Origin of the sequence: Thalassospira sp. HF15, from assembly GCF_011806525.1 — a bacterium.
In the GTDB taxonomy this organism is placed as follows: Bacteria; Pseudomonadota; Alphaproteobacteria; order Rhodospirillales; family Thalassospiraceae; genus Thalassospira.
Genome location: NZ_JAAVKI010000012.1, coordinates 17,735 through 34,136, shown reverse-complemented (window position 1 = coordinate 34,136; position 16,402 = coordinate 17,735). Strand labels below are relative to the sequence as shown.

At 56.6% G+C, this 16,402-nt stretch carries 16 protein-coding genes; 9 read left to right on the top strand and 7 right to left on the bottom strand.

Translation table 11 applies throughout. The features are described 5' to 3' along the window. Positions 1-197 precede the first annotated feature (197 nt). From HED22_RS19365 to HED22_RS19355, 3 genes are read left to right on the top strand one after another with little or no spacing between them, the layout of a single operon-like run. The gene (locus HED22_RS19365; protein WP_254870299.1) at positions 198-1,271 is read left to right on the top strand and encodes a chemotaxis protein CheB; all 1,074 of its coding nucleotides are present in this window, start codon (positions 198-200) and stop codon (positions 1,269-1,271) included. A gap of 6 nt (positions 1,272-1,277) precedes the next feature. Beyond that, complete coding sequence (locus tag HED22_RS19840; RefSeq protein ID WP_167725376.1) at positions 1,278-2,639, top strand: protein-glutamate O-methyltransferase CheR; 1,362 nt, start codon at positions 1,278-1,280, stop codon at positions 2,637-2,639. Positions 2,640-2,694: 55 nt separating this feature from the next. Then, positions 2,695-3,342: an isoprenylcysteine carboxylmethyltransferase family protein gene (locus tag HED22_RS19355; RefSeq protein ID WP_175581329.1), complete on the top strand. Its 648-nt coding sequence runs from the start codon at positions 2,695-2,697 to the stop codon at positions 3,340-3,342. A gap of 97 nt (positions 3,343-3,439) precedes the next feature. Here HED22_RS19355 and ctrA read toward each other — a convergent pair whose 3' ends face one another. Further along, positions 3,440-4,135 (bottom strand): response regulator transcription factor CtrA, encoded by a 696-nt coding sequence (ctrA, locus tag HED22_RS19350; protein ID WP_008891622.1) that lies wholly within the window; start codon positions 4,133-4,135, stop codon positions 3,440-3,442. A 409-nt stretch (positions 4,136-4,544) separates the two neighbouring features. Between ctrA and fliI the strand changes: the two genes are divergently transcribed. Together fliI and HED22_RS19340 are read left to right on the top strand one after the other, a co-directional pair. Next, positions 4,545-6,143 (top strand): flagellar protein export ATPase FliI, encoded by a 1,599-nt coding sequence (gene fliI / locus HED22_RS19345; protein WP_167725374.1) that lies wholly within the window; start codon positions 4,545-4,547, stop codon positions 6,141-6,143. Between the two features lie 23 nt (positions 6,144-6,166). Further along, positions 6,167-6,595, top strand: coding sequence for a flagellar FliJ family protein (locus HED22_RS19340; protein WP_167725372.1), 429 nt, complete (start codon positions 6,167-6,169; stop codon positions 6,593-6,595). A 185-nt stretch (positions 6,596-6,780) separates the two neighbouring features. Here HED22_RS19340 and HED22_RS19335 read toward each other — a convergent pair whose 3' ends face one another. Both HED22_RS19335 and HED22_RS19330 read right to left on the bottom strand, forming a co-directional pair. After that, a complete protein-coding gene (locus tag HED22_RS19335) occupies positions 6,781-7,260 on the bottom strand; it encodes a YbaK/EbsC family protein (RefSeq protein ID WP_167725370.1) in 480 nt (159 codons plus the stop codon). Next, positions 7,260-7,994, bottom strand: a complete 735-nt coding sequence (locus tag HED22_RS19330) for a TerC family protein (protein WP_167725368.1) — start codon at positions 7,992-7,994, stop codon at positions 7,260-7,262. The genes HED22_RS19335 and HED22_RS19330 overlap by 1 nt, the downstream gene beginning before the upstream one ends. A 192-nt stretch (positions 7,995-8,186) precedes the next feature. Here HED22_RS19330 and HED22_RS19325 point away from each other — a divergent pair, with 192 nt between their 5' ends. The 4 genes from HED22_RS19325 to HED22_RS19310 all read left to right on the top strand — a co-directional run bounded on the left by HED22_RS19325 (position 8,187) and on the right by HED22_RS19310 (position 12,467). Next, positions 8,187-9,428 (top strand): ABC transporter substrate-binding protein, encoded by a 1,242-nt coding sequence (locus tag HED22_RS19325; RefSeq protein WP_217701919.1) that lies wholly within the window; start codon positions 8,187-8,189, stop codon positions 9,426-9,428. 6 nt (positions 9,429-9,434) lie between these two features. Next, the gene (locus HED22_RS19320; protein WP_167725366.1) at positions 9,435-11,120 is read left to right on the top strand and encodes an ABC transporter permease; all 1,686 of its coding nucleotides are present in this window, start codon (positions 9,435-9,437) and stop codon (positions 11,118-11,120) included. 3 nt (positions 11,121-11,123) lie between these two features. Next, the gene (locus HED22_RS19315) at positions 11,124-11,771 is read left to right on the top strand and encodes an ATP-binding cassette domain-containing protein (protein WP_167725365.1); all 648 of its coding nucleotides are present in this window, start codon (positions 11,124-11,126) and stop codon (positions 11,769-11,771) included. Between the two features lie 132 nt (positions 11,772-11,903). Beyond that, positions 11,904-12,467: a 2OG-Fe(II) oxygenase gene (locus HED22_RS19310; RefSeq protein WP_254870297.1), complete on the top strand. Its 564-nt coding sequence runs from the start codon at positions 11,904-11,906 to the stop codon at positions 12,465-12,467. Between the two features lie 13 nt (positions 12,468-12,480). Here the strand turns inward: HED22_RS19310 and HED22_RS19305 are convergent, their stop codons facing one another. The 4 genes from HED22_RS19305 to HED22_RS19290 form a co-directional block, all read right to left on the bottom strand. Then, complete coding sequence (locus HED22_RS19305) at positions 12,481-12,882, bottom strand: hypothetical protein (protein ID WP_167725363.1); 402 nt, start codon at positions 12,880-12,882, stop codon at positions 12,481-12,483. Positions 12,883-12,967: 85 nt separating this feature from the next. Next, the gene (locus tag HED22_RS19300) at positions 12,968-14,608 is read right to left on the bottom strand and encodes a hypothetical protein (protein WP_167725361.1); all 1,641 of its coding nucleotides are present in this window, start codon (positions 14,606-14,608) and stop codon (positions 12,968-12,970) included. Between the two features lie 7 nt (positions 14,609-14,615). Beyond that, on the bottom strand, positions 14,616-15,404 hold the full coding sequence (locus HED22_RS19295; protein ID WP_167725359.1) for a MinD/ParA family protein: 789 nt from the start codon (positions 15,402-15,404) through the stop codon (positions 14,616-14,618). Next, positions 15,401-16,381, bottom strand: coding sequence for a GTP-binding protein (locus HED22_RS19290; RefSeq protein WP_167725357.1), 981 nt, complete (start codon positions 16,379-16,381; stop codon positions 15,401-15,403). The genes HED22_RS19295 and HED22_RS19290 overlap by 4 nt, the downstream gene beginning before the upstream one ends. Between the last annotated feature and the right edge of the window lie 21 nt (positions 16,382-16,402).

Below are 16,402 nucleotides of genomic sequence, written 5' to 3'. Positions count from 1 at the left end.
CCCCGCCCTCGCCCCCCCCCCCCCCGCCTCCCCCCCCGCTCCTCCCCCCCCCCCCGGCGCTCCCCCCACCCCCCGCCCCACCCCCCCCCCCAACCCAACAGGCAAACCCCGCCACTAAACCAGCTTCGCCAGATGACGAGGCGGGCGGTTCCGAAGATGCAGGGGCTGATGGCAAGGCATCGACATTCCGTGCCGAAATGTCAGTCGAGCATCAGCAGCTGCAAAAGCAGGGGCGCATTCAGCGTAAACGATTTACTGCCGAACTGCGCCCGCGCCCGATGCAGCAACATCGCCCTCAACAGGTGCAAATGCGTCAGACGCCCCATCCGCAGCAACCTGCACCAAGTGCGCATCCTGCGACGCCTTCGCCTGATACCGGTGCGCCCGCCGCGAAATCTGCAGCAGCCGGAGCCGAAACCGGTGGCCGGTCGACAACACCGTCACGCGATCCGGGCAGGCTTATCCGCGATGCGGCGATCGCCGCAGGTGGCCAGCCGAAAACCACGCCGAAAATGGCAGCGCGCCCTGCGCCCGCCGCACCGGCAGGACGATCCGCACCGCCGCCCAAACGCCCGACGGCACCGGCACAGCAAAAAGGTGCGCGTGCCCAGCAGGCCCGCTCGGGAAGCGCGCCGGCACCAGCAAAACGCCCGGCTGCGCCTCGTGGCGGTATTTCGCTGCTGCCGGAAAAACGTATCAATGTCGAAGCCATTGCCATTGGCAGTTCGACCGGTGGACCGCAGGCCTTGTTTGAGGTTTTGCGTGGTCTGAATGGCGTGCGTCAGCCGATTTTTATCACTCAGCATATGCCAGCAACATTTACCACCATTCTGGCTGAACACATTACCCGTCTGACCGGACTTAAATGTCAGGAAGGACAAAACAATATGCCAATTGTTGGCGGACAGGTTTATCTTGCCCCGGGTGATTACCACATGACTGTTGAGGGGCGTGGTGCAAGTCGGCATTTGCAGCTGAACCAAAACCCGCCCGAGAATTTCTGTCGTCCGTCGGTTGATCCGATGTTACGCAGTCTGGTCGCGAGTTACGGAGGAAACATTCTGACTGCAATCCTTACCGGAATGGGGCAGGATGGTATGCTTGGCGGTCGTGAAGTGGTCAGTGCGGGGGGCATGGTCGTGGCACAAGACGAGCAAAGCAGCGTTGTATGGGGGATGCCAGGTGCGGCAGCGCATGCCGGTATCTGTTCTGCGGTTCTGCCGGTGGGTGGAATTGCGGCCTATATCAAAAAACTTGCAGGGGGTCGTTAACCCACAATGATGAAGCCGGATGATTTCGAGTTTGTAAGCAGACTGATCAAGTCCAAGTCCGGGCTCGTTTTGAGCCAGGACAAGACTTATCTGCTCGAAAGCCGGCTTATGCCGATTGCGCGCAAACGCGGCCTCAAGGATCTGACAGAGCTGATTGGCGCGCTGCGTGGCGGCGACCGTAATCTGGTCGAAGAAGTCGTTGATGCGATGACGACCAATGAAAGCTTCTTTTTCCGCGATACCAAGCCGTTCGATCAATTCCGCCATGTTGTCCTGCCACACATGATCAAGGCGCGTGCGCCGAAAAAACATTTGCGCATCTGGTGCGCTGCGGCCTCGTCCGGGCAGGAGCCCTATTCGCTGGCAATGATCCTTGATGAATTCAAATCCCAGCTGGCTGGCTGGCGTATTGACATCATCGGGACTGACATTTCGCGTGAAATCCTGAACAAGGCGCGCGCGGGCCTTTATTCGCAGTTCGAAGTCCAAAGGGGTCTTCCGATCGGCCTTCTGGTCAAGTACTTCCAGAAGAAGGAAGACCAGTGGCAGATTTCGTCTGATGTCCGTTCCAAGGTTCAGTACAAGGAATTCAACCTTCTGGAAGATTTCCGACCGCTTGGACAGTTTGACGTCGTTTATTGCCGTAACGTGCTGATCTATTTTGATCAGCCGACCAAAAGCGACGTTCTGGCCCGTATTTCGGCCCTGATGCCTGATGATGGCTTCCTGTTCCTTGGCGGGGCAGAGACGGTTCTGGGTATTTCGGACAAGTTCAAGCCGCTTGCGCGTCAACGTGGCATCTATCAGCTTAACCGTCCCGGTGCGCCGGACGTTGACCTGACTGCGCTTGAAAAGGTGCAGGCCGGTGCTGCTGCCGGTGCTGCTGCCGGTGCTGCAGGGGGCGCTGCCGCAGGTGGTCTTGCCTTCCCGAAACCAAAGCATATGCAAACCGGCGCAGGGGCGACAGCGGGTTCTACTGCCCGCCCGGCAGTCGGAACAACCGGGACCGCCACGACACGTCCCGGAACCGCAACGTCGGGCACGCAGGCGACCCAGCGTCCGCTTGGGGGCACGTCCTCTACGACCCGTCCGACAACCGGCACCGGCACAACAGGCAGTGCGTTCAGCAGGCCGTCAGGTTCGACTGGTACTGGTTCGACCACACGTCCGGGGACAACGGGCACAACCGGTACCACCGGTTCGACCTATCGCCGTCCGCTTGGCACCGGCACCGGTGCTGGCGCGGGTGGCACGACCCAGCGGCCGGGGACGACTGGCAGCAGCAATACAAGTGGGTCCAGCGGAACCACACGCCCGTCCACGACCTTTGATCGGTCCCGTTTCGGGAAGCCGGACGACAAGAAGTAGCTGACAGTTGGTGCATTGCCGACTGTTCTGTTGAACGGAAAGTCGGGAAGGCTCAATGACCCCACATTCATCAAATTCCATATCTGCACCACGCCGGGAACTCAGCCGTGTTCAGCGTCGGCGCAAGCTTGCGATTGCCTGTATTGCTCTTGTGGTGCTTTGCGCCCTTCCTTTGATGCAGTCCCTTGCCCGGGTGGAGATGTTCACCCATGAGGGTGTCGAGATTGCCGGGGTTGTCCTGATCCTGATCGCCATATTCGGGCGCGCGTGGTGCACGCTTTATATCGGTGGGCGCAAGGCGCGCCAGTTGACCGATACCGGGCCCTATTCGATCAGTCGTAATCCGCTTTATATGTTCAGCTTCATCGGTGCGACCGGCATTGGTGCACAGACCGGAAGTCTTTTGGTGGCGATCCTGTTTGGATTGGGGGCCTTTGGTATCTTCCTACCGGTGATCTTGCGTGAAGAACGCGCGCTGTCGGAATTGTTCGGGGCATCATTCGAAACCTACAAGGCGCGCGTCCCGCGCTTTGGGCCGCGTTTTGGTGTATGGCGGGATGCGGACATACTAGAAGTGCGCCCGCAACTTCTTGTGCGGACCTTGCGGGATGGACTGGTCTTTCTGATGGTGATCCCGGTCTTTGAACTGATTGATCGGATACAGGTCGGGGGCCTGATCGATCCACTGATTTATTTGCCGTGACCCAAAACGAAAAACGCCCCGGTGCAGTCCGGGGCGTTTTTCGTAGAACGGGCACTGTTGGGGGCGTCAGGCAAGCCTGAAACCGATATCCCGAATATCAGGCCGCAGCGCTGTTGGTGTCGGGGTCGCGCAGGACATAGCCCCGGCCCCAAACCGTATGGATGTAGTTGTCGCCCTTGGTCGCAGACTGGATTTTCTTGCGCAGTTTGCAGACAAAGACGTCAATGATCTTGAGTTCCGGCTCGTCCATACCGCCATAAAGGTGGTTGAGGAACATTTCCTTGGTCAATGTCGTGCCTTTGCGCAGCGACAGCAATTCAAGGATGCCATATTCCTTGCCGGTCAGATGCAGTGGCTTGCCGTCGACATCGACGGTGCGTGCATCCAGATTGACGTTAAGCTTGCCGGTCGAAATCATTGACTGTGCATGACCACGCGAACGGCGAACGATTGCCTGTACGCGTGCCAGAAGCTCGGTCTTTTCGAAAGGCTTGGTCAGATAGTCATCCGCCCCAAAGCCAAGGCCTTTGACCTTGTCTTCGGTTTCGGTCAGACCCGACAGGATCAGGACCGGTGTCTCGACGCGTGCATCGCGCAAACGTCTCAGAACCTCATAGCCGTCAATGTCTGGCAGCATGAGATCCAGAAGAATGATGTCATAATCGTAAAGCTTGCCGATCTCGAGACCGTCTTCCCCAAGGTCGGTAGTGTCAATCACCATGCCTTCAGACTTCAGCATCAATTCGATGCTGTCAGCATAGGTGTTGTCATCCTCAACAAGCAGCACCCGCATGTTTCTGCTCCGTTACCGTGTTCCGCAATAAGTCCGTGTTGATCCGGTTGATCGACAAGCGCCCCAACGATTGCCGCCTTTTTGGGAAATTCTTCCCCCATTCCGTTAACGATACGTTGCTTTGCGACTCGTGGCAAGCAGCCGAGTCGCAACTTGTTAACTTTTTTTCATTCAAAGAAGCGACTCGGGAGCGGAACGCGAGTTTTCCCAACGGTTTGCGATGTTAATCGCCAAAGCCTTATGTAACGAAAAAAAACTCTATTTTATCGTCTACACGGCTTTTTAATACCGGATATGACTATATATTTGGTACGACGCGGTACGATTTGCCACCCCCATGACCGTTCGGCGGGGTAAATTTCCGTGTTACAAGAATTGTTTCCACCGTTTTCGCTGAAAAGAACCGCCCGTGTTTCAGATTGGCCGTAATATTGTCGCAGAACTTCGCCGTATTCCCGACTATCGCGTTGTCGGGCGGGTGACGGCTGTTTTGGGTCTTCTGGTCGAGATCGGCGGGGTTGAAGGTGCGCTGTCGGTCGGTGACCGCTGCAAGGTCAAGCGGCGCGATGGTAAAGCCGTCATTTGCGAGGTCGTCGGCTTTCGCAATGAACGCGCACTTTTGATGCCGTTTGGCATTCTTGACGGGATCGGGATTGGCTGCGAAGTCGAACTCGGCGATACCCAACCGCAAGTCTATCCTGATGAAAGCTGGCTTGGGCGTGTGGTCAATGCGTTTGGTGAACCGGTCGATGGCAAAGGGCCACTGACCGAAGGCAATCGTCCCTATCCGATCCGCAATATGCCGCCGTCGGCCCATTCCAGGCAGCGTGTCGCCGGCAAGATTGATCTTGGTGTGCGGGCGATGAATACGTTTCTGACCTGCTGTCGCGGGCAACGTATGGGCATCTTTGCCGGTTCGGGTGTCGGTAAATCTAGTTTGCTGTCGATGATGACGCGCCATACCACATCGGATGTGTCGGTTGTCGGTCTGATCGGGGAACGTGGCCGCGAAGCACGTGAATTCATCGAGGATGATCTGGGCGAAGAAGGCCTGCGTCGGTCGGTTGTTGTTGTGGCAACCTCGGATGAGCCGCCCCTGATGCGTCGTCAGGCGGCCTATATGACCATGGCGCTATCGGAATATTTCCGTGATGTCGGGCGCGATGTGCTGTGCATGATGGATTCCGTGACCCGTTTTGCCATGGCGCAGCGTGAAATCAGCCTGTCAGTTGGCGAGCCGCCTGCATCCAAGGGGTATACACCGACCGTGTTTGCCGAATTGCCGCGCCTGCTCGAACGCGCCGGACCGGGGGGGCCGGGGCAGGGATCCATCACCGGGCTGTTTACGGTTCTGGTTGATGGTGATGATCATAACGAACCGATTTCCGATGCGGTGCGTGGTATTCTTGATGGCCACGTCGTACTGGACCGTTCGATTGCCGAACAGGGGCGCTATCCGGCGATCAATATCCTGCGCAGCGTGTCGCGTACCATGCCGGGCTGCAATAACGAGGAAGAAAACCAGATTGTTGCCCGTGCCCGACAGCTTCTGGCGACCTACGAAGATATGGCCGAACTGATCCGACTTGGGGCCTATCGCAAGGGGACCGATCCCAAGGTCGATGAAGCCATTCATTACTTCCCGCTGATCGAGGAATTCCTCAAACAGCGAAAAACCGAATGCACGCGCCTGAATGAGGGTTACTTGGAACTCGCCCGCCGTCTTGATCTTCTGGCGGAACAACCCCAGGAAGAGGCCCCTGCAAACGGCCAGCAGGCGGGGCAGGCTGCCCCGCAACAACCCGCTGCTGCGAACCCGCAGCAGCCCGCCGCGGCCGCTGAAATGCCGGCCGCCCGACCGGCACCACCGCCATCAACCGGCCCGAAGATCAATCGCGGACCAAAGGTTCAAAGCCGCTCAAAGCGCGAGAACGGAAAAGACCTGAATGAAGCGAAGCGTGCTTTGCGTCAGGAGGGCAATGATGTCCCCGGTGGGGCATCAGAATGATCGCGGACCCTAGGGGCTGACCCATGGCCAAGGATTTCAAGGCACTGGTGCGCATGCGCAAATGGGCGCTTGACGAGAAGCAGCGCGAACTTGGCGAGATGCTGGGTGTTTTGGGCAATCTTGAAGCTGAAAAAGAAGCGCTTGAGCAAGCAGTTCTTGCCGAACAAAAGATTGCGGCAGAAAACCCCGAACTTGCCGGGTTTGCTTATGGCAGTTTTGCCAATGCGGTGATTGCCGAACGCGAAGCGATCAGGAAAATGATTGCCGATCAGGAAGAAAAAATCGACGCCTTCCGCGAAGAAGTCGCCGACGCGTTCAGGGAGCTCAAGACAGCAGAGATCGCCGAACGCAACCGGGTTGAGGCCGAACGCGCCGAAGAAGACAAGAAAGAGCAGGACGAGCTTGACGAAATCGGGATGCGTTCGGCCACGCGCGATGACGGGCTTATTTAAGGGCGACGTTTCCATCCATCATATCGGGCGAGACCGCAGCCACGCGGTCAATAAACGCGGCGATATTGTTTTTCGCCGAACCCTCATTGGCAAGACGCAGGCGTTGGATCGCAAAGGGTGAAACCCCAAAGGTGGCAGTGTGGCTCGCCGGAATTTCTTCATCAAAAACGGTTTTGCCGCTGTCTTCAGACCGCGATCTTGACGCCTGTTTCGACTCCAGTGATCCGTTTGAGATCAGCTGTTTTAAGCTCAAACACTGTTTTGGGCGTCCCGGCTGCAAGCCATATGGTTTCCTTTTCGAGCAGCTTTGCATCAATCAGCGTTTCAACGGGCTTGGCGTGGCCAAAGGGCGGAACGCCGCCGATGGCATATCCTGTATATTTCCGGACTTCGGTCGCATCGGCCTTGCGGATCGATAATCCCATCAGGGCGGCGACCTTGTCCAGATCGACCTTGTCAGCACCGTTCATGATAATCAGGATCGGGCGGGATGTTTCGGTCATGAAGACCAGTGATTTGCCGATATCGCTAATGTCACAGCCAATCGCGTTTGCGGCATCGGCAGCTGTGCGGGTGCCTTCCGGGAACTCAAGAACTTGGATATCTTCAAGGCTGTGCTGTGCAAATGCATTTTCCAGACACTGCGGCGGATCAACTTTTTTCATCAGCCATTCTCTTGCGCACGTCGTTTGAGTTTACGTTTTCTGTTCAGAAGATTGAGCGTTTCGACCGACAAGCTGAACGCCATCGCAAAATAGATGTAGCCTTTCGGAACATGTATTTCGACCCCATCGAGCAGCAGGACAAACCCTACCAGAATAAGGAATGATAGCGCTAACATTTTCACAGAGGGATGTTGTTCAACAAAGTCGCCAATGGTCTTAGCGGCCATTAGCATCACCAGAACGGACAGGATGACGGCTATCACCATGATCGAAATATGATCGACCAGCCCAACCGCGGTGATCACGCTATCAAGCGAGAAAATGATATCCAGCAACATGATCTGCATGATGGTCATGGCAAAGCCCGACATAATCTTGCCCGGACCATGTTCTTCGGGTTCATCAATGGTGTGATGAATTTCCTTGGATGCCTTGGCGATCAGGAACAACCCGCCAACAATCAGGATCAGGTCACGTCCGCTGACTTCCTGTCCGAACGCGGCGAACAGTGGTGTGGTCAGTTGCATGACCCATGCGATCCCTGCCAGAAGGGCCAGGCGCATTCCCATCGCGGCCAAAAGACCGATCCGACGTGCCGATGCCTGCTGGTTTTGCGGAAGTTTGGAAACGATCACCGACAGAAAAACGATGTTGTCGATGCCAAGAACAATTTCGAGGGCGGTCAGTGTTGCAAGCCCCATCCACATGTTCGGGTCGCTCATCCATTCAAACATTGCAGGTGTCCTTTGTGACCCAAAGCGGTGATCAACTGATTGCAGTCAAAGTGTGTTTGATCAGACTCTAACGCAAGCGTGAATTGATTTTATGCGCCGACTGTTGAAAAACTGACGATTACAAAATCAAAAACCGGCTATGCCCGCCATTCGGGCAAGGCTTCAGGTCATCAGGTAAAAGGATTGTCCGATATGAGGTCAGGATTGCGTACTTTCGTTTCTGCTTTGGCGCTTGTAACTGCGGTGGCGGCGACGTCGCTGTCTGCACCGGCAAAGGCAGACCCGGCCCCGGATGTCGGTAACTGGCAATCGGTACTTGATCAGGCGCGCGGGCAGACCGTTTATTGGCATGCCTGGGGCGGAGAGCCGCGCATTAATGACTATATCGCCTGGGCTGGTGAACAGGTGCGCGAACGCTATGGCGTTGAGGTCGTGCAGGTCAAACTGACCGATACCGCCGATGCGGTCACCAAGGTGCTGTCGGAAAAGACCGCCGGTGTTGATGATGGTGGCGCGGTCGACATGATCTGGATTAACGGCGAAAACTTTGCCGCGATGAAGCGCAATGACCTGTTGTTTGGCCCGTGGGCAGAACAGACGCCGAATTTCGCCTATGTCGATGTTGAAGGCAAACCGACGGTGGTCAATGACTTTACCGTTCCGACCGACGGGCTTGAAGCACCGTGGGGGATGGCGCAGGTCAGTTTCTATTACGATACCGCCAAGCTTGATACCGTCCCGAAATCAGCCCAGCAATTGCTGGAATGGCTTGTGAAGCATCCGGGCCGCTTTACCTATCCGCAGCCGCCGAACTACATGGGCTCAACGTTCCTCAAACAGATTCTGACCGAACTGGTTGATGATCCAAAAGTCCTGCAGCAGCCTGCCGATGAAACCGATGCCGAGGCAACATTGGCACCGCTTTGGGGCTATCTTGAAGATTTGCAGCCGCTGTTGTGGCGCAATGGCCAGGCCTATCCGCAGAACGGGGCATCGATGCGGACCCTTTTGGCGGATAACGAGGTCGATATCGCCTTTTCGTTCAGCTCTGGCGAGGTGTCATCCGCGATTGAGGCCTTTGAGCTTCCCGATACCGTCCGATCCTATGTGTTTGACAATGGCACGCTTGGCAATACCAACTTTGTTGCCATTCCCTATAACGCATCGGCCAAGGCAGGCGCAGTTGTGCTCGCTGATTTCCTGATGTCACCCGAAGCCCAACTGCGCAAGCAGGACCCGCAATACTGGGGGGCGGATACGGTTCTGGCGATGGATAAACTGCCCAAGGACATGCAGGAAGCCTTTGCCAATCTTGATCTTGGCATTGCATCGCTTGCGCCATCTGAACGCGGCACCGTTTTGCCAGAACCACATCCGAGCTGGATGTCGCTGGTCGAGACCGAATGGCAAAAACGATACGGCGTTGTGCAATAATCGCGGATGCTGCGATTTATCCCGATCCTGACGATTATTCTGATGATTGGCCCGGTTTCCGCCGGGCTTATCGGAACGCTGTTGCCTGCGTTTGGGATATTGCCCGCCCTTGGTGGGGTCGAACCAAGCCTTGATCCGTGGCAGGCACTTTTTGCGCAGCCGGGGCTTGGTACATCCATCCGTCTATCATTTGTGAATGGTTTGATCGCAACAGCGATTTCGGTTGCGATTGTGATGCTGTTTTGTGCCGCCTGGCAGGGCACGCGCATCTTTCATGCCATGCAACGGATCTTGTCGCCGATCCTGTCGGTGCCGCATGCGACGGCGGCATTTGGTCTGGCCTTTCTGATCGCGCCATCGGGCTGGATTGTCAGGCTGGTGTCACAGTTTACCGGATGGGATCGACCACCGGACATCGCAATTATTCATGACCCGTGGGGCATGGCGCTGATTGCCGGGCTGGTGGCCAAGGAAATCCCGTTCCTTTTTCTGATGACGCTTTCTGCCCTGCCGCAGGCTGATACAGACCGCACCGCACAGGTCACCGCAACCCTTGGCTATGGAAAGATTGCCGGATGGTTCAAGGCAACCTTGCCGCGGATTTATCCGCAAATCCGCCTGCCGGTTATGGCGGTGTTGGCCTATTCGACCTCGGTTGTTGATGTGGCGATCATTCTGGCCCCGACGACACCCGCACCGCTGGCTGTGCGCATCCTGGGATGGCTGTCTGATCCTGATCTTGCCATGCGGTTCATGGCATCAAGTGCAGCGGTGTTGCAGCTTCTGATCGTCATTGTGGCGATGGCGGTCTGGATTGCGGGCGAACGGATGATTGCAGCAGTGGGGCGCTATTGGGCCGAGGACGGGCATCGTTTCAAGAGTGACCATGCCGTGCGCGGGGCATCTGCCGCAATCGCGCTGGTCGCGGCAGGTGCAGTGGTGCTTGGCCTTGTGGTGTTGCTGGTCTGGAGTATTGCGGGCTTCTGGGCGTTTCCCGATCTGTTGCCGCGTGGTTTCAGTTTGCGTCTTTGGACGCGAGAGCTTGATGCGATTGGTCGCAGTTTGACAACCACACTTCTGATTGGTGTGCCGGCAGTCCTGATTGCGGTCACGCTGGTTCTGGCCTGTCTTGAAAATGAAGTCCGCACCGGCAAGGCCGCTGGTCGGCGGGCGATGCTTTTGATTTACCTGCCGCTTCTGGTGCCGCAGATCAGCTTCATGTTCGGTTTGCAGGTATTCTTTACCTTGCTTGGCCTCGAACGGACATTGTTGTCAGTCGTGCTGGGGCATCTGGTGTTTGTGGCGCCATATGTCTTTCTGTCCCTGTCGGAACCGTTTCACGCGCTCGATCCGCGCTATCGGCAAACGGCCCTTTGTCTTGGTTCGTCGCCAGCGCGCGTATTCTGGCAGGTGCGCTTGCCGCTTTTGACCCGTGCGGTTCTTACGGCTGCGGCGGTCGGGCTTGCCGTGACCGTCGGGCAATATCTGCCAACATTATTGATCGGAGCCGGGCGCTTTGCGACCGTCACGACCGAGGCGGTCGCACTGGCATCCGGTGGTGATCGGCGGATGATCGGTATTTATGGCTTGTTGCAGATGATCCTGCCGTTTGCGGGCTTTGCGCTTGCCTTGCTGATACCAGCCATTTTATTCCGAAACCGGCGCGGCATGGGGGCGCAGAACAAGGGATGATACATGTCTGAAGCGGTAAAAAATGGTCTGGAACTGCGCGATGTGCACATTCGCCTTGGCGAACGCGAACTGGTGGCGGTCGACCTGACGATTGCGCCGGGTGAAATCGTGACCCTGATGGGTCCAAGCGGTTCGGGGAAATCCAGTTTGCTTGGCCATATATGTGGCACCTTGCCAGACAGCTTTCATGTTTCCGGGCAAGTGGTCCTCGATGGCAAGCCCCTTGATGGTTTGGCGCCGCAAGACCGCCATGTGGGCATTCTGTTTCAGGATGATTTGTTGTTTCCCCATCTTTCGGTGGGCGGCAATCTGGCCTTTGCCTTGCCATCACACATCAAGGGACGTGCCATTCGTCGCGCACGGGTTGAGGCAGCACTTGGCAGTGCGGAAATGGACGGGTTTTATGACCGGGATCCGGCAACCCTTTCGGGCGGGCAGCGCGCGCGTGTTGCCTTGATGCGGGTTCTGTTATCCGAACCCTGCGCCTTATTGCTTGATGAGCCGTTTTCCAAACTTGATAGTGGCCTGCGATCCCAGATCCGGTCGTTTGTGTTTGATCTGTGCCGCGAGAACAGCCTGCCGACCCTGATGGTGACCCATGATCCCGAGGACGGCGAGGCCGCTGGTGGGCGGGTGATCAAGCTGGACTAGACGCGCGAAAATGCAACGATGGCCTGCATCGAAATTGCTGGTATCGCGCCGAAATTGGTCTTATAGCATCTTACCGCAAAAGAATTGTCTTGGGCCTGGGGCATCGAATACCGGACCTGTGCGGCATGGAGAATGTCGAGCATGTTTCCCGAAGAAATGTTTGCCATCGTCCCGGATGCACTGGACGCCGCCACCTGTGATCGCCTGATCAATGGGTTTGCCCATGAGTTGGACGAAGGCGGTCTTGTCCAGGGGCAAACGGCAACCCACATCCGCCGATCCAAAATAACCTGGTTTAACGAAGAACAGGAACCGGCAGTTTGTCGTCGCATTGTCGACCTTGTTGCGGATGTAAACCGCAACGTTTTTGACTTTTCCCTGACCGAATTTGCCGAAGACGCCCAGATCGCCTGCTATGCCGGGGATTTGCGCGGTCACTACGACTGGCATAGCGATGTCGGCGCGTCCGAAGTGGCCAGACGCCGCAAACTGACCATGGTCATTCAGCTGTCAGAGCCTGATCAGTATGAAGGTGGGCAGTTGCAGTTGAATCCGGCGGGGAACTTTCTGGATGCGCCGATGGAACGGGGGACTGCTATCTTTTTTCCAAGCTTTGTTTTGCATCGGGTCGCGCCGACCACGGCTGGTTTGCGCTATTCACTGACCCAATGGGTGCATGGAAATCCGTTCCGCTAAGCAGATCAAATGATCAGTAGCGTTCCAAACGATCCAGAAGACGCGGGTTACCCCATTTGGGCTGACGGTCTTCAAGGGCTGTTTCATGGTGGAAGACCTGATCGTTATCAGCGGTCTGTTTATCCAGACGCAGGCTGATCCAGCGTGGCACCAGTTCGTTGTTGAAATCATCCATCAAGAGAACGGCGGCGGCTTCGAAGTTCTCGAACTCTATCCTGGAAATCTCGGCGTAATATTCGGCCAGACTGTTGGTCTTGAGAATCAGACGATCAGGCACATAACGCAGGGTCAGGCGGGCTGGGAAAACATCCTTGGTACCGGTCAGGTTGCTTTGCAAAGTGACGACGTAGTCAATCCGCGGACCGGGGTTCGGTTCGGTCAGGATCAGATTACGGCGCTGGTAGATCTCAAGCATGGCTTCCAACCGTTGTCATAAATGATGGATCAAGGATACGTCTGCAATACGGTGGTTAAAAGCATTCATTTCAGAACGATAACCCTTATGCCTCGATCCCGTGATGGGAATTCGGGCCCTCGGTATCGGGAACGGGGGCGATTTCGACAAAGCGTGATCCATCCTGAAACTGGATATGACCCTTATAGCCGGCAATCTGAAGGGCCTCGCGGAAGATCCCACGAATGTCATCGCGATTATGAGACTGTAACGGGTTTTCGGTCCGAACGATCAGATCAAACTTGCTGTCCTCGCCCTTGACCAAACCGTCAAGCTGGGTGTGGCCGACCACACTGAATGACAAATCCAGCAGGAAGCGCGTTCCCTGATCTTCGGGCTTGTCAGGATCGTTTTCCTGATCGCCGTGACGCCAGCCCAACTGAAGCTGTTCGATTTTTTCACCCATATTGAACGGCATCGTCATGACGCGCCAGCCATCTGGTCTGTCTTCGGTCGCCATCGCACGAAGCTGGGCAAAGTCACCATCAAGCTTTCGAAGCCCGCCACCATCTGCATCGGCGAGGGAGGCCAGGCTGTTTGCCGCACGGTCCCCGATCCAGCCACGTAAATTCCCGCTCTGACCTGTCATTGCGGCAAAGAAAAACATCATGGTCGTTGTCAGTTTTGGACCGGCTTGCGGGATGTTGTTGAGCAAACTGAGTGCCGCACCCGGATCATGTTGTTGAAGGACGCTGACCGCCTTGTGCAGGCTGTCCCAATCATGAGTAAGTGCCGCCGTTTGACCACGTGCAATCAGTTGCGCCTCGGTCATTGGTGCCGAGACCGATGGCTTTGCCGTGCCAGACGGATCCACGTTAAAGGACAGTGTTGCACCATTTGGGGCAGGGACTGGCAGTTTGATACCGACAATCCCGGCAGAGGTGCGAAGTGCGGTAAAGCCCTGTGGCAACATGCGCGCTTCGGCACTGTCAGGTGGCAGGACGGTGCCGGTCAGCATTAATGTGCCAGCCGGTGCTTGTCCGCCTGCTGTTTGCGCAGCGATGGTTGCCGCCATGCCAGCTATGGCACCGCCTGTTGCAGCTCCTGCTGTGCTGCCGGCCACATTTGCACCTGCATTCGCGACCGATGCCATGACGTTGGCGGCCTGTTGCGGTGTTACCGTGCCCTGGCCAAGGAAAATGACCTGTGTCTGGCTTCCGGCAGGCAATTGCGTGCCGTTGGGCATGTTCAGAATGGATGTGGTCACCGCGCTGAATGTCTGGCCCGGTGTCAGAGAACTTCCCGCGAGATTTCCGCTTGCAATGCTGCCCGTTACCCCGGAACCACCCGGCGTCATGGTCTGGGGCAGCAGCTGCAGACGCATGCCATCAGCCGGATTTCCACCAGCTGCGGTTTGTCCGGCACCGGGATTGGTTGTTGGAATGCGTGCCCACAGAAGATCACCGAGATTGCCCGGAAGTGGGGTCGGGACCTTTACTGAGACCAATCCAAGCGCGGTCGCGAGGGTCAGTTGATTGCCCGATTGTGATTGAACCGATGCCTGCAAAAGCGTTTCGACTGGCAGCTTGGCCAGTGCGGCGGCAACCTGTTGGGGCGTTGCATTAGTGACGGTGGCGTTGATTTGAGCAGGGACGGAGCCCTGAGTGGTTTGTCCGGCAGTGCCGCCCGCCGAAGCATGTCCACCGACGGCGGGGCCGGGCGATATTGCTTGTGGCGGCTGCGTCATGACAAACCTACTCCTCGAGAAGGGTTAGGGCGATTGCCTCTATGTCCTGTGCGGCATCGCAATTCGGATGACGGGTCAAAAGCGGCGTTTGATTGCGGATACATTCCGATACCTTGGCATCCGCGCGAATAACGCCAAGCAGCGGCGGCGAAATTTTCAGGAAGCCCTCGCACGCCTTAAGCAGCTTGTTATAGATCGCCTGACCTTCTTTCTTGTCCTTGGCCATATTGACCACGACACGAATATCGGTTTTCGGGCGGGCCATATGGGTGACCTTGATAAAGGCGTAGGCATCGGTCAAAGAGGTCGGGTCACCGTTGGTGATGACAATCACCGTATTGGCAAGGCCGGTCATCTGACGCACGCCCTGATCCACGCCTGCGCCAAGGTCGATCAATACCTTATCATATTCCTTGCCGGTTTGGATCAGATCGTCTGACAAGGCCTGAAGTCGGGTGGCCGGCAGATTGGCAAGACTGCCCGATCCGCTGCGACCGGCAATGATATCAAAGTCGCCGTCCGGGAAGTGTGTCACGGCATCTTTCAGGCTGATACGTCCGGATATCACGCCGCCCAGATCGTATTTCGGCATCAGGCCAAGTTGGATATCGATATTGGCAAGGCCAAGATCACCGTCAAACAAAAGGGTCTTGTGACCTTCCAGAACCATGGCATGGGTCAGGGTAATGGAAAACCAGGTCTTGCCGACGCCGCCTTTGCCAGATGCGACAGCAAGGACGTTGCGGCCTCTGGCCCGCGGGGCAGATTTGGGTGAAGCATCAGACTTGGTAGTCATTTCACGACCTCGGAGAAGCTCGGTTTCGCGGTTTCAGCGCGATGGGACGGTATCAGAAGTTTTGCCAAGGCAAGGGGACTAAGGGCTGTGAGGCCGTCCGCTACCTGGGCTGTCATACTGACATTACAAAGGGAAAGATTACCTGCGTCCGCTCCATATAACGCACCGCCAAGGCGGGCGGCAACATCAAGTCGCGAGATCATCACGCGTGTTGCGCCGCCATCGGCAAAGGCATTGGCAATATCAGCGGACTCGTAGGCATCAATTCCCGCAGGGTTCACCAGTACCGGTTCACTCGGTACTGCCTTCATGAATTCACAAAGCGTGCCAATCTCGGTTTCGAGATAGGGATTGCAGCTTGCCGTATCGATCAGGATGACATCAGCATCGCGGATGTCGCCAAACCGCGCCTTGAGATCATCTGGTGATTTGGCCTGCAGCAGATCAATCTTGAGGATTTTGGTAAAGGCCTCAAGCTGGGCAATGCCACCGGCACGTTTGTAATCGGTTGAAAGAACAGCGACTTTACGTTTCTTCATCACCGCGCGGGCGGCGGTTTTTGCAACGGCCAATGTTTTGCCGGATCCCGGTGGCCCGACAAAAGCCAAGGCGCGCGGTGTGTTCTTTTCGGGGAGCGGCGAGAAATCAAAAATTTCATCCAGCGCGCCGGCCAGCAATTGTTGCTCGGACGCGGCGGCTGTTTCGCGTGCCATCAGGTCGCAAAGCCGAATGCGCAACCGTTCCGGCAAATTATGCCGTGTCAGGGCCGCCTCAACCGCATCAAGTTGTTCCTGAAGTGCCGGGGCCGGACCAACGTCATCTTCAAAATCCGGATCGCGATCAAGGGCAGCTGTCAGGCGCACACCACTTCCGGGGATATCCTGTGTCGAGACAATGATGGCATCAGTGCCCATGTGCTCTTTAACGAGCGCCATCGCCTCGGTCATGGTGGGGGCGGTGAAGGTCTTAAGACGCATTCTGCTCCTCCCACTTTGTGA

What these genes read in the sequence shown, in the direction of transcription:
- HED22_RS19310 (WP_254870297.1), top strand. Translation starts at nt 11,904, where the DNA reads ATGTCGAGCATGTTTCCCGAAGAAATGTTTGCCATCGTCCCGGATGCA.
- HED22_RS19355 (WP_175581329.1), top strand. Translation starts at nt 2,695, where the DNA reads ATGACCCCACATTCATCAAATTCCATATCTGCACCACGCCGGGAACTC.
- HED22_RS19295 (WP_167725359.1), bottom strand. Translation starts at nt 15,404, where the DNA reads ATGACTACCAAGTCTGATGCTTCACCCAAATCTGCCCCGCGGGCCAGA.
- ctrA (WP_008891622.1), bottom strand. Translation starts at nt 4,135, where the DNA reads ATGCGGGTGCTGCTTGTTGAGGATGACAACACCTATGCTGACAGCATC.
- HED22_RS19325 (WP_217701919.1), top strand. Translation starts at nt 8,187, where the DNA reads ATGAGGTCAGGATTGCGTACTTTCGTTTCTGCTTTGGCGCTTGTAACT.
- HED22_RS19320 (WP_167725366.1), top strand. Translation starts at nt 9,435, where the DNA reads ATGCTGCGATTTATCCCGATCCTGACGATTATTCTGATGATTGGCCCG.
- HED22_RS19315 (WP_167725365.1), top strand. Translation starts at nt 11,124, where the DNA reads ATGTCTGAAGCGGTAAAAAATGGTCTGGAACTGCGCGATGTGCACATT.
- HED22_RS19840 (WP_167725376.1), top strand. Translation starts at nt 1,278, where the DNA reads ATGATGAAGCCGGATGATTTCGAGTTTGTAAGCAGACTGATCAAGTCC.
- HED22_RS19365 (WP_254870299.1), top strand. Translation starts at nt 198, where the DNA reads ATGTCAGTCGAGCATCAGCAGCTGCAAAAGCAGGGGCGCATTCAGCGT.
- HED22_RS19335 (WP_167725370.1), bottom strand. Translation starts at nt 7,260, where the DNA reads ATGAAAAAAGTTGATCCGCCGCAGTGTCTGGAAAATGCATTTGCACAG.
- HED22_RS19330 (WP_167725368.1), bottom strand. Translation starts at nt 7,994, where the DNA reads ATGTTTGAATGGATGAGCGACCCGAACATGTGGATGGGGCTTGCAACA.
- HED22_RS19340 (WP_167725372.1), top strand. Translation starts at nt 6,167, where the DNA reads ATGGCCAAGGATTTCAAGGCACTGGTGCGCATGCGCAAATGGGCGCTT.
- HED22_RS19305 (WP_167725363.1), bottom strand. Translation starts at nt 12,882, where the DNA reads ATGCTTGAGATCTACCAGCGCCGTAATCTGATCCTGACCGAACCGAAC.
- HED22_RS19300 (WP_167725361.1), bottom strand. Translation starts at nt 14,608, where the DNA reads ATGACGCAGCCGCCACAAGCAATATCGCCCGGCCCCGCCGTCGGTGGA.
- HED22_RS19290 (WP_167725357.1), bottom strand. Translation starts at nt 16,381, where the DNA reads ATGCGTCTTAAGACCTTCACCGCCCCCACCATGACCGAGGCGATGGCG.